Below are 14,840 nucleotides of genomic sequence, written 5' to 3'. Positions count from 1 at the left end.
GATGAACAAATTTAGCAAAGATACAGGAGCATAGTATGAAAGCATTTGAGAAGAACATAAGAAAAGTAGAGCCATATGTACCAGGTGAACAGCCACAGCGCAAAGTCATCAAATTAAATACGAATGAGAATCCATATCCACCGGCACCGGGAGTCACAAAAGCGTTAGAAGAGATGGATACAGACCGTTTCCGCCTTTATCCGGATCCGACTGCAGCACCACTTGTAAATGCGCTTGCGGACTTTTATCATGTGAATCCGGACCAGGTATTTGTAGGTGTAGGATCCGATGATGTATTGTCTATGTGTTTCCTGACATTTTTTAATTCCGAAAAACCGATATTTTTCCCGGATATTACTTATTCTTTTTATAGTGTATGGGCGGATCTGTATCGGATTCCATATGAATGTCAGAAACTGGATGAGGATTTCAAACTTGTAAAAGAAGACTACTATAAGGAGAACGGGGGAGTGATTTTCCCAAACCCAAATGCACCGACAGGAATCTATGAGGATCTGTCAGTAGTAGAAGATATCATTGCACATAATCAGGATGTCATTGTGATCGTGGATGAAGCGTATATTGATTTTGCAGGACGTTCCGCACTGGAACTGATTGACAAATACGATAACCTGATCGTTGTCCAGACATTTTCCAAGGCAAGATCTATGGCGGGTATGCGAATCGGCTATGCTATCAGCAATCCGACATTGATCAAATACTTAAATGATGCGAAATATTCATTTAACTCTTATACTATGAACCAGACTTCAATTGTGTGTGGTGTGGAAGCTGTGAAAGACAGGGAATATTTCGAGAATGGCGTCAGAAAAATTGTTGAGACAAGGGAGTGGGCAAAAGAAGAACTTACAAAACTTGGATTTACATATCTGGATTCCGGGTCCAACTTTATATTTGCAAAGCACCCGGAATACGATGCGAAAGAGCTGTTTGAGGCATTAAAGGCACATGATATCTATGTGCGATTTTGGGGCAGCGAGAGAATCGAGCAATATATGCGTATTACCATCGGAACAAGAGAAGAGATGGAACAATTATTTGCATTTTTGAAAAAATATATGTGGCGGGGTTCTGAACAGTTACAAAAATAAATGAAAAAATAAGGAGAGATGTATGACACAGTCATTAGTACAAGGAATTATTGATGCACTCAGTGGAAGTGTTGGGAAAGAGGCAATTGTATTTATTATTTCCATGATTCCGATTCTGGAACTTCGTGGAGCGCTTCTTGTAGCAGGACCGCTTCTTGGAGTGCCGGTCGCGAAAGCGATTCCATTATGTATTCTTGGGAATATTATACCGGTTCCGTTTATCCTGCTTCTGATCACACCGATTTTTAACTGGATGAAAGGAACAAAACATTTAAAACCGCTGGTAGATAAGCTGGAAGCAAAAGCAATGAAGAAAAAAGACCAGATTGAAAAATATGAATTCTGGGGACTTGTATTATTTGTTGGTATTCCGCTTCCGGGAACCGGAGCATGGACAGGTTCACTCATTGCCGCACTTCTCGGTGTGAAATTTAAGAAAGCATTTCCGGCAGTCATCATTGGAATCTGCATGGCAACTGTAATTATGTGGTTCATATCTTATGTGCTTCTTGGTGGAGTACAGATTTTAGGATAGTGCAGTCTTGAATGAATAAGAGAGAAGAAACATAGAAGGAGAAAAAATATGTCTATGAAATTCAATACGACACTGCCTTCTCCGACAGAACTGAAGGAAGAATATCCTCTGTCAGAAAAGCTTGCAGAGTTAAAGAAAAAAAGAGATCAGGAGATTCGAGATATTTTTACGGGAAAATCGGACAAATTTGCAGTCATTATCGGACCGTGTTCTGCAGATAATGAAGATTCAGTGTGTGAGTATGTGAATCGTCTGGCAAAAGTCAATGAAAAAGTAAAAGATAAACTGATGATTATTCCAAGAATTTATACAAATAAACCAAGAACGACCGGCGAGGGATATAAAGGAATGCTCCATCAGCCGGATCCGGATAAGGCACCGGATCTTTATGCGGGAATTATTGCAATCCGTCATATGCATATCCGTGCTATGGAAGAAAGCGGACTGACCGGAGCAGATGAGATGTTATATCCGGAGAACAGAAGCTATCTGGATGATATTTTATCTTATGAGGCAATCGGTGCACGTTCTGTGGAAAATCAGCAGCATCGTCTGACAGCAAGTGGAATGGATATTCCTGTCGGAATGAAGAATCCGACCAGTGGAGATCTGTCGGTGATGCTGAATTCTGTAGTGGCAGCCCAGATGGGACATCGTTTCATTTACAGAGGTATGGATGTACAGACGTCAGGAAATGATCTGGCACATGTGATTTTGCGTGGAGGCGTAGACAAATATGGAACATGCCAGCCAAATTATCATTATGAAGATTGCCTGCGATTATTTGAACTTTATCAGAAGAAAGATCTGAAAAATCCAGCAGCAATTGTTGATGCGAACCATTCTAATTCAAATAAAAAATACAAAGAACAGCTTCGTATTGTCAGTGAAGTGCTTCATACACGAAGATATAATCCGGATCTGAAAAATATGATCAAGGGTGTTATGGTGGAAAGTTATCTGGAAGAAGGAAGACAGAATATCGGACCTGATATGGTATATGGAAAGTCCATTACGGATCCTTGTATTGGCTGGGAAGATACGGAGCATCTAATTTATAAAATTGCAGAAGAGTGCTAGAAAATAAAAAAAGAAAAATAATAAGTGCAGATTAAGAGCTTTCTGAAGCATCTTTTTCTTTCAAAAGTTTCATATACTTTTTGAGATCACGTTTGCTGCTTCGGGAGAGGCTTCGGTATGCAAGCAAAAGATTCAGCTCATCATCAGAATTGGTTGTAAGCCGGGAAGGAGAGAGGGTGATAGTATCCTCTTCGTCATTCAGAAGATAATCAACAGGGACCTCGAATAAATCTGCGATTGCCGTCAGCTTTTCATGAGAAGGCTGGCGGCCCTTTTTTTCGTAACCTGCAATAGCAGAGCGGGAGACATGGATACAGTCAGCAACATTTTTCTGAGTCATATTAAATTTTTTGCGTAATTTGCGTAGCTTCTGACCGAATGACACTTGCCAGGTCTCCTTTCTTTTGTATTTTTGGTATATTTTACCAAGTGTTATGTGAAAAAAAGATAAGTGTGGCGGATGTAAACAAAAAGTAGCGAAAAAGTTCCGTTCTGGAACATGAGAATACCCGTTGACACTGTCTGGAAAAGAATCTATAATTTAGTTATGATAGAAAAGAAGAAAAGTGAGAGGATTATAAGAGTATGATTATAGCAGGCAATGATGAGGCAAAAAGAAGTAAGATATGGCGAGTGGTTACCCTTGTATCCTCAGTGCTGATCATTTTAATCGCAGTATATCTGCTGACGAGAATGTTCACGACTAATCCAGTAGTAGGAAACTGGGAAAGTGAGGATGCAACGATTGCGCTAAAGATTGAGAAGAACGATACGATTCAGGTAGATATCACGGATATTGCAGAGAATACAGATGCAGCCGTAGAGATGAATTACAGCGTAGATATGAAGTCAAAGATTATTACCATCACAAAAGATGAGGAGCAGATTGACAAGGCAGTTGAGAAAGCGGACGGTGCATATACAAAAGAAGATCTGGAGAATGTACTGGATGATCTGGATTCATCTTTTTCATACAGCGTAGATGGCAATCAGCTGACACTTACAGAACGAGAATATGGGGAACAGTTCACGTTCATCAGAAAGTAGGTATCAGACAAAAGAAATCTAAAACGAAAATATCAGAAAATCTGCCGTGTGGCAGGTTTTCTGCATGTGAAGGAGCAAAAATCATGTACAGAGATCACACGAAAGAAGTTCAGATTGGAAATGTTACGATCGGAGGAGGTAATCCGATCAGAATACAGTCAATGACAAATACGAAGACGGAAGATGTGGAGGCGACTGTTGCCCAGATTCTTGCTCTCGAGAAAGCCGGCTGTGAGATCATCCGCTGCGCTGTGCCGAATATGGATGCAGCGAAAGCAATTGGTGAGATCAAGAAGCAGATCCATATTCCACTTGTGGCAGATATTCATTTTGATTATAAGCTGGCGATTGCAGCGATTGAGAACGGGGCAGATAAGATTCGTATTAATCCGGGTAATATTGGAGATGAGCAGAGAGTCCGTGCTGTTGTTGAAAAAGCAAAAGAGTACGGTGTTCCAATTCGTGTTGGTGTGAATAGTGGATCACTGGAAAAGCATCTGGTAGAGAAGTATCATGGGGTGACTGCAGAGGGACTTGTAGAGAGTGCCCTGGACAAAATACAGCTTATCGAGGAGATGGGATATAATAATCTTGTAGTCAGTATCAAATCTTCTGATGTTATGATGTGTGTAAAGGCACATGAACTGATCGCCAAGAAATGCCCATACCCATTACACGTAGGAATTACAGAGGCAGGAACATTATTGGCAGGTAATATAAAATCCTCAGTAGGTCTTGGACTGATTCTGGGACAGGGAATCGGAGATACAATCCGTGTGTCACTGACTGGATCACCATTAGAAGAGATCAAGACAGCGAAGATTATTTTAAAGACACTGGGACTTCGCACAGGTGGAATTGAGGTTGTATCCTGTCCGACATGCGGAAGAACCCAGATTGATCTGATCGGACTTGCAAATCAGGTCGAAGAGATGGTTGCAGATATCCCACTGGACATTAAGGTCGCAGTTATGGGCTGTGTGGTCAATGGACCGGGAGAAGCAAAAGAAGCAGATATTGGAATTGCCGGAGGAAAGGGAGAAGGACTCCTGATCAAAAAAGGCGAGATTGTAAAGAAAGTAAAAGAAGAGGAACTATTAGAGACATTGAGACAGGAGCTGTTGCATTGGAATGAGTAAACCGTTCTTTGAAGTATTCCCTACGTTAAAGGCAGGGGAAGATATACGTAATATGTTCGAAGGAGCGCAGGTATTAAAAGTGACGACCAACTCTGACCGGACATTTTTAAGAGTGCATATAGTAAGCCGTCATCTGATTCAGAAAACATTGGTATACGAGATGGAGCACCTGATCAAGAACCAGCTTTTCGGAAGAAGTGCCGTGCAGGTAGAGATTCGAGAAAAGTATGAGCTGTCCGGACAGTACACGCCAGAGAATGTGATGGCGGAGTATCTGGACAGCTTTCTTGCGGAGCTGGATACAAGAAGTGTTGTAGAACGCAATATGCTGCAGAATGCGAAATGTACCTTTGAAGAAGGAAATATTCTTTGCATGCAGTTAATCGACACTGTTATTGCGCAAGGAAAAAAAGATTCTCTGACAGATTATTTAAAAGGTGTGTATGCAGAACGTTTCGGATTGCCCATTGAGATTCGTGTCATGTATAAAGAACCAAAAGAAAGTACTTTGAAATACAATGATATGCGTCTGCAGCAGGAAGTAGACAGTATACTGGATCAGGTTGAGGCTGTACAGAAGCAAAAAGAGGAAAAAAAGCAGGAAAAAGAAGCAAAGTCTGGGGAAAAAGAAACATCTGGAAGCGGACAAGGTGGAAAAAATTCCGGAGACGGAAAAAATTCTGGCAGTCCTGCAAAAGGTGGATTTTCAAAAGGCAGTGGATTCCAGAAGGGTGGCTTTCGTGATAAGAAGGTGTTTGTGAAATCTGCGAAGATGGATCTTGATGAGTCAGGTTTGATTTACGGACGCCCATTTGACGATGAGCCGATTGAACTGTCAACCGTGATTGGTGAGATGGGAGAAATTACATTTCGAGGAAAAGTCATTAGCTTTGATACAAGAGAAATCCGCAATGAAAAGACCATTGTCATGTATGCAGTGACAGACTTTACTGATACGATCATGGTCAAGATGTTCGTGCGTAATGATCAACTTGCAGATGTACTGGCTGAAATTAAAATGGGTGCATTCCTGAAAATTAAAGGCGTGACCAATATTGACAAATTTGACGGCGAACTTGTCATTTCTTCTGTGTTTGGAATTAAGAAAATTTCTGATTTTACAGAATCCAGAAAAGACAATGCGGTAGAAAAGAGAGTGGAGCTCCACTGTCATACGAAAATGAGTGACATGGACGGAGTTTCCGAGGTCAAAGATCTTGTAAAGAGAGCACATGACTGGGGGCATAAGGCAATTGCGATTACAGATCATGGTGTGGTACAGGCGTTCCCGGACGCGAATCATTATATTGAGACACTGGATAAAGACGATCCATTTAAAGTTATTTATGGTGTGGAAGGATATCTGGTCGATGATTTGCAGGATGTGGCAGTCAATGAGAAAGGTCAGTCTTTAAAAGGAACCTATGTTGTATTCGATCTGGAGACGACGGGATTTAGTTCGGCAAAAGATAAGATTATCGAAATTGGTGCAGTTAAAGTTGAGAACGGAGAAATTACGGATAAGTATAGTACATTTGTGAATCCGAAGATTCCGATTCCATTTCGAATCACACAGCTTACAAGCATTACTGATGAGATGGTTATGGAATCACCGGAGATTGAGACAATTCTCCCACAGTTTCTAAAGTTCGTAGGAGATGCAGTGCTGGTAGCGCACAATGCCAGTTTTGATGTGAGCTTTATCGAAGAAAATTGCAGGCAGCAGGGCATAGAACCGGATTTTACTTCTGTAGATACGGTGGGACTTGCTCGTGTATTATTACCGACACTTTCAAAATTCAAGCTAAACGTTGTGGCAAAAGCACTGAATATTTCTCAGGAACATCACCATAGAGCAGTGGATGATGCCAGAGTTACCGCAGAGATTTATGTGAAATTTATTCAGATGCTGGAAGAACGTGGAATCGAGACACTGGATCAGATGAATCATTTTGGCGCGCACAACGCGGAAGCAATCCGTAAGATGCCGTCTTACCATGTCATTGTTCTGGCAAAGAATGATATTGGACGCGTGAACCTTTATACATTGATTTCCAAGTCACATCTGGAGTATTTTGGACGTCAGCCGAGAATGCCAAAGAGCGAAGTGTTAAAATACAGAGAGGGTCTGATTATTGGAAGTGCTTGTGAAGCAGGAGAATTGTATCAGGCAATACTGGGAGAAAAATCTGCAGAGCGGATTGCCAGAATTGTTAATTTTTATGATTATCTGGAAATACAGCCACTTGGAAATAACCGGTTCATGATTGATAGTGATCGTGTGGAGAAGGTTCAAAGTGAGGAAGATTTACGTGAGATCAACCGTGAGATCATCCGTCTTGGAGAACGGTTTGATAAGCCGGTCGTGGCGACCTGTGATGTGCACTTTATGGATCCGGAAGATGAAGTGTACCGCCGTATCATTATGGCAGGAAAAGGATTCAAAGATGCAGATCAGCAGGCACCGTTGTATTTGCATACGACAGATGAAATGCTGGAGGAGTTTGAATACCTTGGTTCAGCAAAAGCAAAAGAAATTGTCATTGACAATCCCAATATGATTGCGGATATGGTGGAAAAAATATCACCAGTCCGCCCGGATAAGTGTCCACCGGTCATTCCAGATTCAGATAAAACGCTTCGTGAAATCTGTTATAACAAGGCACATTCTATGTATGGAGATCCGCTCCCGGAGATTGTTACAGAGCGTCTGGAACGTGAGCTTAATTCCATTATTTCCAACGGATTCGCCGTTATGTATATTATCGCACAGAAATTGGTGTGGAAATCCAATGAGGACGGATATCTTGTAGGATCCCGTGGGTCGGTAGGATCTTCTTTTGTTGCGACCATGGCTGGAATTACAGAGGTAAATCCATTAAGCCCACATTACTATTGCCCGAAGTGCCACTACAGTGATTTTGAATCCGAAGAAGTACGGGCTTACGCAGGGGGCTGTGGATGGGATATGCCGGATAAGGAGTGCCCGGTGTGCAAAACCAGGCTTGTAAAAGATGGATTTGATATTCCGTTCGAAACATTCCTTGGATTTAAAGGAAATAAAGAGCCAGATATCGATCTGAACTTCTCAGGAGATTATCAGAGTAATGCCCATAAATATACGGAAATTATTTTCGGAGCCGGACAGACGTTCCGTGCCGGAACGATTGGTACGTTGGCGGATAAGACAGCATTTGGGTATGTAAAGAACTATTTTGAAGAGCGGGGAACAAGAAAGAGAACTTGCGAAATTGACAGGATTGTTCAGGGATGTACCGGTATCCGCAGAAGTACCGGACAGCATCCGGGAGGAATCATTGTACTTCCTCACGGGGAAGATATCAACTCATTCACTCCGGTGCAGCATCCGGCAAATGATATGACGACTGATATTATTACGACACATTTTGACTATCATTCCATCGACCACAACTTGTTAAAATTGGATATTCTGGGTCATGATGATCCAACCATGATCAAGGCACTTGAGGCATATATCAGTTCGCCTGCTATGGAAAATGAGTACAATGAGACGGATCATCCATTTGTAGCAACAGATATCCCTCTGGATGATCAGGGGGTAATGTCTTTATTCCATGATACATCGGCACTTGGAATCACACCAGATGATATCGGGGGATGTCCGGTAGGATGTCTTGGAATTCCGGAGTTCGGAACGGATTTCGTAATCCAGATGGTAGTAGATACAAAACCACAGACACTTTCAGATCTGATCCGTATTTCCGGATTGTCCCATGGAACGGACGTATGGCTGAACAATGCGCAGGAGCTGATTAAGAGCGGTAAGGCAACCATTTCTACAGCAATCTGTACCCGAGATGATATTATGACATATCTGATCAACAAAGGACTGGATAGTGAGGAATCCTTCACGATCATGGAGCGAGTGCGTAAAGGTACCGTTGCAAAAGGAAAATGTAAAGATTGGCCGGAGTATAAAAAAGATATGTTGGAACATGATGTGCCAGAGTGGTACATTGGTTCCTGTGAGAAAATTAAATATATGTTTCCGAAAGCCCATGCGGCAGCCTATGTCATGATGGCATATCGTATCGCCTATTGTAAGGTAAATTATCCGCTGGCATACTATGGAGCATATTTTGGAATCCGTGCAGATGCATTTTCTTATGAAATTATGTGTCAGGGCAAGGAAAAACTGCAATACTATATTGATGATTATACAAGACGGTCTGATTCTCTCAGTAAAAAAGAACAGGATACAATGAAGGACATGCATATTGTTCAGGAAATGTATGCGAGGGGATATGAGTTTCTGCCAATCGACATTTATCGCGCAAAAGCAACAAAATTCAGTATCGTAGACGGAAAGCTGATGCCACCGTTTTCCAGCATTGACGGAATGGGAGAGAAGGCTGCAGAAGCGGTGGAGGAAGCGGCAAAAGATGGTCCATATCTGTCCAAAGATGATTTTAGAAACCGTACGAAAGCAAGTAAGACGGTTGTAGATTACATGGCAGATTTAGGACTTTTAGGAGACCTTCCGGAGTCCAATCAGTTGTCATTATTTGATCTTTAACAGACAAAATGGGCAAAAAATGGACAGAAAAAGGTATACTTATAAAAGTATGTTAAAATTAAAATAATGCTTTTCAAACGCCATATTTTGTAGTAATATAATGGGGCGGAACACAATATCTTGTGATTTTGAAGAAACTAAATAGTTTCTTACCGGAGTGAGTGTGAATTGTGGAACACAAGATGTTGTGGTGGATCCGAAAAGCAGAAGAACAAAGATATATAAGAAAGGCGTGAGACATGAAGATGTTAGTGAAGACGAAAGTAATCAAAAGAAATGGAGAGGAAGTCGGCTTTGATCTGGAAAAGATCGAGAATGCAATCCGCGCAGCTAATGAAGAAGTTGATAATATTTACAAACTGAATGAATTCCAGGTCCGGGCAATTGCAGATGATATTGCAGGACAGGTAAAAAAATCAACTCACGCTATACATGTAGAAGATATTCAGGATATGGTAGAGACTGGAATTATGGGAATGCGTGGCTATGAAGTGGCACAGAAGTATGTGCGCTACCGTTATAAACGTGAATTGGCAAGAAAGTCCAATACAACAGATAACGGGATCCTTGCACTGATTGATAACATTAATGAAGAAGTCAATCAGGAAAATTCCAATAAGAACCCGGTGATCAACTCCACGCAGAGAGATTATATGGCAGGAGAAGTAAGTAAAGACCTTTCCAAGCGTGTACTTCTTCCGGAAGAGGTTGTAGAAGCACATGAACAGGGAATCATTCATTTCCATGATTCAGATTATTTTGCACAGAAAGAGCACAACTGTGATCTGATCAATCTGGAAGATATGCTTCAGAACGGAACCGTCATCAGTGAGACAATGATCGAAAAACCACACAGCTTCTTTACAGCGTGTAATGTGACGACTCAGATTGTAGCACAGGTCGCAAGTAATCAATATGGAGGACAGTCTTTTACACTGGCACATCTTGCACCATTTGTGGATATCAGTCGTAAGAAAATCCGTAATATTGTTATCTCTGAACGTAAAGCATGTGGGGAGAGTCTGGATGAGGCAATCATTGACAAACTGACAGACTGCCGTCTGAGAGAAGAGGTAAAAAGCGGAATTCAGACAATCCAGTACCAGCTTATCACACTCATGACATGTAACGGACAGGCACCGTTTGTTACCGTATTCATGTATCTGGATGAGGTGGAAGACGGTCAGACAAGACAGGATCTGGCACTCATCATTGAAGAAGTATTAAAACAGAGAATGCAAGGCGTTAAGAATGAGAAGGGTGTTTGGATCACACCGGCATTCCCGAAACTGATTTATGTCCTGGATGAAGATAATATTACAGAAGATTCTAAGTACTGGTATCTGACAGAGCTTGCAGCAAAATGTACTGCAAAGCGTATGGTTCCGGATTACATTTCTGCAAAGATCATGAAGGAACTGAAAAAGGGTGAAGTTTATCCATGTATGGGATGCAGATCTTTCCTGACAGTAGAGGATTCTCAGATGCTTCCAAACGGAAAGCATAAATTCTACGGGCGTTTCAATCAGGGTGTTGTTACAATTAACCTGGTAGATGTAGCATGTTCCGCAGAAGGAGACATGGACAGATTCTGGCAGATTCTTGATGAGAGACTGGAGTTATGCCACAGAGCACTCCGTTGCCGTCATGAGAGACTTCTTGGAACTATTTCAGATGTGGCACCGATTCTCTGGCAGTACGGTGCATTGGCAAGACTGAAAAAAGGTGAGACCATTGATAAGCTTCTATATGGCGGATATTCAACCATTTCTCTTGGATATGCAGGCCTTTATGAGATGTGCATGCGCATGCTTGGAAAGACGCATACAGATCCGGAAGCCAGACCATTTGCAATGGCAGTTATGCAGAGGTTGAATGACAAATGTGCCCAGTGGAAAGCTGCTGAGAATATCAGCTATTCTGTATATGGTACACCGATGGAGTCTACCACATACAAGTTTGCAAAATGTCTTCAGAAGAGATTCGGAATCATCAAAGGAGTTACAGATAAGAATTATATTACGAACAGTTATCATGTACATGTATCTGAGCCAATCAATGCATTTGACAAGCTGGAGTTCGAGGCAGAGTTCCAGAAACTGTCACCAGGAGGAGCAATCAGCTATATTGAAGTCCCGGATATGCAGCAGAACATTCCGGCAGTCCTTTCTGTGATGCAGTTCATCTACGAGCATATTATGTACGCAGAATTGAATACAAAGAGTGACTACTGTGAAATCTGTGGTTATGATGGAGAGATTCAGATTAAAGAAGACGAAAGTGGAAAGCTTATCTGGGAGTGCCCGAACTGTGGGAACCGTGATCAGGATAAGATGTCAGTAGCCAGAAGAACATGTGGATATATCGGAACACAGTTCTGGAATCAGGGAAGAACACAGGAGATTAAGGATAGAGTCTTACATCTGTAAAAGCAAATTGCGGAGTTAAAGTATAAAATTATACGGTTCCCGGATTTCGCATTAAAATTTGCAGATTAGTTGGAAAAAATAAAGGCTGGGAATTTTATATGAATTATGGAGAAATAAAAAAATATGATATAGCAGATGGTCCGGGAGTTCGAGTGACATTGTTTGTCTCAGGATGTCGTCATCACTGTAAAGGTTGTTTTAATGCAGAAACATGGGATTTCCATTATGGGAATCCGTACACTGAGAATACTGAAAAAGAAATTTTGGATGCATTGAACCATCCATACATTGCAGGACTTACACTTCTTGGCGGAGAACCATTTGAACCGGAGAATCAAAGAGAACTTGTAAAGCTCTTAAAAAAAGTCCGGGAAATGTATCCAAAGAAGAATATCTGGAGTTATTCCGGGTATGTATATGACAAAGATCTGATACCAGGTGGAAGAGCCTATACAGAAGTCACGGATGAGATGTTGTCTTATATAGATGTACTGGTAGATGGTCCGTTTGTAGAAGATTTGAAGGATATTACCTTACAGTTTCGGGGAAGCAGTAATCAGAGAATTTTAAATCTTCGTGAAATGAAATTATAATACAAGAGCAGATGCGAATTATAGAATATATAGTTTGTGTCTGTTCTTTTTTTTGAGAGAAGCTATGATATCAGATGAAAGATAAGAGGAGGAAATGTATATGTTAAAGAAAAAATTTGACTGGAAGGAATTAGGGATTGATCTTCTGGTGGATCTGGCAGCAGGAATGCTTGGTGCGGTTGGAATTTATAATTTTGCGCTGAATGCGAATTTCCCGGTAGCAGGATTTTCCGGAATTGCAATCATACTGTATCATCTGTTTAAGATTCCAGTTGGTGCAGGAATGATACTTCTGAATATCCCGGTCACCATTTTCTGTTACAAATATCTTGGAAAAACATTTTTCCTAAAGTCAGTAAAGACAACTCTGATCTGGTCCGTACTGACAGACTATGTGGCACCGATGCTTCCAGTGTATAATGGAAACAGGCTTTTGGCTGCACTTTGCATGGGTGTATTATGCGGAATAGGATTTGCGCTGATTTTTATGCGAGGTTCCTCTACCGGAGGACAGGATTTTATCAGTATGTCCATCAAGAAAGCAAAACCACACATGACACTCGGTATGATCACATTCGGTTTGGATATCTGTACGATTATCCTTGGAAGTGCACTGGTATTCAAAGAAGTTGACGGACTGATTTATGGAATCCTTGTGACATATCTTATGGCGACGGTTATGGATCGTATTATGTATGGAATTGATGAAGGTAAGATGACATTGATTGTAACAAAGCAAGGAAAAGAGGTGGCAGAACAGATTGATGAATATGCAGGCCGTGGTTCAACGATTCTGGAAGGTGTGGGAAGCTATAGTGGTGAAAAAAAAGACGTGGTCATGTGTGCATGCAATAACAAGCAGATGTATACGATAAAAAGAATGGTAAAAGAGATAGATCCGAAAGCATTTACGATCATTATGGAATCCAATGAAGTTGTCGGAGAAGGATTTAAGCAGGAATAGAGATATCTAAAAGGACAACATTTATAAAAATAAGATTCCTTTTTTGATAGTTATTGAAAAAAGGAATCTTATTTTTGCGATACAAGTTATGAATTCAATTGCTCAAGAATCTTTTCGGCGTTGTAATCAGGAAGCTGTTGCAATGCAATATCATAAATAGGTTGGATAATATCTAGTGGCTCTAGGAGTGATTCTGCAATTTGATTGACAGAATACTGTAATTCAATTCGTTTAATAACTTGCTTGATTAAATGGAGTCGTTCGCCTTCAATTCGCCCGGCACGTTCACCTTCGATTCGCCCGGCACGTTCGCCTTCGATTCGTCCCTCAAGCCGTCCTTCCTCGCGGCTGACCCGTCTGGTCTCCTGTACGTCGTAAGCCTGAAAATTGTCAAACATCATACTGAATTTCCTCCTTGTGATCTGGTCTGTAACCTCGTAAACTTCTTCATCAGGTACATTTAATTTATGAAGAAGAACGGCGATCACTTTACCAATAATTTTTAACAGATAATCTGGGGTGTCTTCTGTAAGATGTTCCGTGTATTTTTTAGGGATATCTTTTAAGGCATGAAATTCTGAGGAACTCTGAAGCTGATTAATCAGAAAGATTAAAGAGAGTTCGTCGTTCTTTTCAATCAAATCCTGTTTGGAATATTTGTTTAACGGAACGACCAGGTAATTGAAACTTGGTATGTAATCTCCGAAGACATCACTCAAAAAGACGCGATTCTTAAAGTTCAACGGTGCAGACCATGTGCTGCTCCCCTCGTAATATACGATAGGCAGGATTGGTGGATAAAGAAAATCCTTAGATTTTGTGGTACCTTTATGTAACTTTTCCTGTTGCGCGGCATAATCTGTCCAGATAAATACAATATAACGGAGTATTCGGAAGGACATATCAAAATCATTTTCTGACTGGTGTTCGATGAGTGCAATCAGATAAATCTCAGAATTGCCTATCCAAATTTTATTCACGGTATCAGAGTCTCTGGATTCCTGAAATAAAGGCAGAAAATGTGAAGAAACATTTTCAATATCTTCGGGCTTAATCTCTTTAAAAAGAGGAATGTCCGTGTAACCTTTTAGGAACTGAGCACAAAGTACCGGGTCTCCGAATACAATTTTAGCAGCGTTGTCTTTTGTGTGAGTATTGTGTACCCCATTTGAAGTTGTCGTATTGTTTGTTTCCATAAATCTCCTCTCTGGGCAAATGTGATATGGAAACTATCTGAATATATTTTAACATTTTGAGTATAAAAAGACAATGCAAAAAGAGCATATGATGAGAAAATGTAATTACATTCAGAAGTACCGTATCATTTGCCCGGTGAAACTGTAGCTATACCAGTGCCGGGAATCACTGAAAGCTGCGGTGAAT

At 41.0% G+C, this 14,840-nt stretch carries 11 protein-coding genes; 9 read left to right on the top strand and 2 right to left on the bottom strand.

The annotated features are described in order from the left end of the window. Positions 1-35: 35 nt before the first annotated feature. From hisC to NQ560_RS11175, 3 genes are read left to right on the top strand one after another with little or no spacing between them, the layout of a single operon-like run. The gene (gene hisC, locus NQ560_RS11185; RefSeq protein ID WP_005334379.1) at positions 36-1,112 is read left to right on the top strand and encodes a histidinol-phosphate transaminase; all 1,077 of its coding nucleotides are present in this window, start codon (positions 36-38) and stop codon (positions 1,110-1,112) included. A 22-nt stretch (positions 1,113-1,134) separates the two neighbouring features. Further along, positions 1,135-1,647 carry a COG2426 family protein gene (locus NQ560_RS11180; RefSeq protein WP_005334377.1) on the top strand — a complete coding sequence of 171 codons (513 nt, stop codon included), beginning with the start codon at positions 1,135-1,137 and terminating at the stop codon, positions 1,645-1,647. Between the two features lie 15 nt (positions 1,648-1,662). Further along, entirely contained in the window at positions 1,663-2,727 is a 1,065-nt protein-coding gene (locus NQ560_RS11175; protein ID WP_227086680.1) for a 3-deoxy-7-phosphoheptulonate synthase, read from the top strand. 31 nt (positions 2,728-2,758) lie between these two features. Here NQ560_RS11175 and NQ560_RS11170 read toward each other — a convergent pair whose 3' ends face one another. Next, the gene (locus NQ560_RS11170) at positions 2,759-3,112 is read right to left on the bottom strand and encodes a helix-turn-helix domain-containing protein (RefSeq protein WP_040015587.1); all 354 of its coding nucleotides are present in this window, start codon (positions 3,110-3,112) and stop codon (positions 2,759-2,761) included. A 200-nt stretch (positions 3,113-3,312) separates the two neighbouring features. Between NQ560_RS11170 and NQ560_RS11165 the strand changes: the two genes are divergently transcribed. The 6 genes from NQ560_RS11165 (at position 3,313) to NQ560_RS11140 (ending at position 13,457) form a co-directional block, all read left to right on the top strand. Continuing rightward, on the top strand, positions 3,313-3,774 hold the full coding sequence (locus NQ560_RS11165) for a hypothetical protein (RefSeq protein ID WP_005334372.1): 462 nt from the start codon (positions 3,313-3,315) through the stop codon (positions 3,772-3,774). 83 nt (positions 3,775-3,857) lie between these two features. Then, on the top strand, positions 3,858-4,913 hold the full coding sequence (gene ispG, locus NQ560_RS11160) for a flavodoxin-dependent (E)-4-hydroxy-3-methylbut-2-enyl-diphosphate synthase (RefSeq protein ID WP_005334370.1): 1,056 nt from the start codon (positions 3,858-3,860) through the stop codon (positions 4,911-4,913). Next, positions 4,906-9,471 carry a PolC-type DNA polymerase III gene (locus NQ560_RS11155; protein ID WP_005334368.1) on the top strand — a complete coding sequence of 1,522 codons (4,566 nt, stop codon included), beginning with the start codon at positions 4,906-4,908 and terminating at the stop codon, positions 9,469-9,471. The genes ispG and NQ560_RS11155 overlap by 8 nt, the downstream gene beginning before the upstream one ends. Before the next feature lie 239 nt (positions 9,472-9,710). After that, complete coding sequence (nrdD, locus tag NQ560_RS11150) at positions 9,711-11,900, top strand: anaerobic ribonucleoside-triphosphate reductase (RefSeq protein WP_005334365.1); 2,190 nt, start codon at positions 9,711-9,713, stop codon at positions 11,898-11,900. Between the two features lie 98 nt (positions 11,901-11,998). Next, a complete protein-coding gene (gene nrdG / locus NQ560_RS11145) occupies positions 11,999-12,493 on the top strand; it encodes an anaerobic ribonucleoside-triphosphate reductase activating protein (RefSeq protein WP_005334363.1) in 495 nt (164 codons plus the stop codon). 100 nt (positions 12,494-12,593) lie between these two features. After that, complete coding sequence (locus NQ560_RS11140) at positions 12,594-13,457, top strand: YitT family protein (RefSeq protein WP_005337149.1); 864 nt, start codon at positions 12,594-12,596, stop codon at positions 13,455-13,457. 86 nt (positions 13,458-13,543) lie between these two features. Here NQ560_RS11140 and NQ560_RS11135 read toward each other — a convergent pair whose 3' ends face one another. Continuing rightward, positions 13,544-14,653, bottom strand: coding sequence for an Rpn family recombination-promoting nuclease/putative transposase (locus tag NQ560_RS11135; RefSeq protein ID WP_005334361.1), 1,110 nt, complete (start codon positions 14,651-14,653; stop codon positions 13,544-13,546). Between the last annotated feature and the right edge of the window lie 187 nt (positions 14,654-14,840).

This window comes from Dorea formicigenerans (assembly GCF_025150245.1).
GTDB classification, from domain to species: domain Bacteria; phylum Bacillota; class Clostridia; order Lachnospirales; family Lachnospiraceae; genus Dorea; species Dorea formicigenerans.
Note: the sequence above shows the minus strand (reverse complement) of the source record. Positions and strands in the feature narration are given on the sequence as shown.

Coding starts and splice junctions, on each gene's coding strand:
- hisC (WP_005334379.1), top strand. CDS start 36: ATGAAAGCATTTGAGAAGAACATAAGAAAAGTAGAGCCATATGTACCA.
- NQ560_RS11180 (WP_005334377.1), top strand. CDS start 1,135: ATGACACAGTCATTAGTACAAGGAATTATTGATGCACTCAGTGGAAGT.
- NQ560_RS11165 (WP_005334372.1), top strand. CDS start 3,313: ATGATTATAGCAGGCAATGATGAGGCAAAAAGAAGTAAGATATGGCGA.
- ispG (WP_005334370.1), top strand. CDS start 3,858: ATGTACAGAGATCACACGAAAGAAGTTCAGATTGGAAATGTTACGATC.
- NQ560_RS11155 (WP_005334368.1), top strand. CDS start 4,906: ATGAGTAAACCGTTCTTTGAAGTATTCCCTACGTTAAAGGCAGGGGAA.
- nrdD (WP_005334365.1), top strand. CDS start 9,711: ATGAAGATGTTAGTGAAGACGAAAGTAATCAAAAGAAATGGAGAGGAA.
- nrdG (WP_005334363.1), top strand. CDS start 11,999: ATGAATTATGGAGAAATAAAAAAATATGATATAGCAGATGGTCCGGGA.
- NQ560_RS11140 (WP_005337149.1), top strand. CDS start 12,594: ATGTTAAAGAAAAAATTTGACTGGAAGGAATTAGGGATTGATCTTCTG.
- NQ560_RS11135 (WP_005334361.1), bottom strand. CDS start 14,653: ATGGAAACAAACAATACGACAACTTCAAATGGGGTACACAATACTCAC.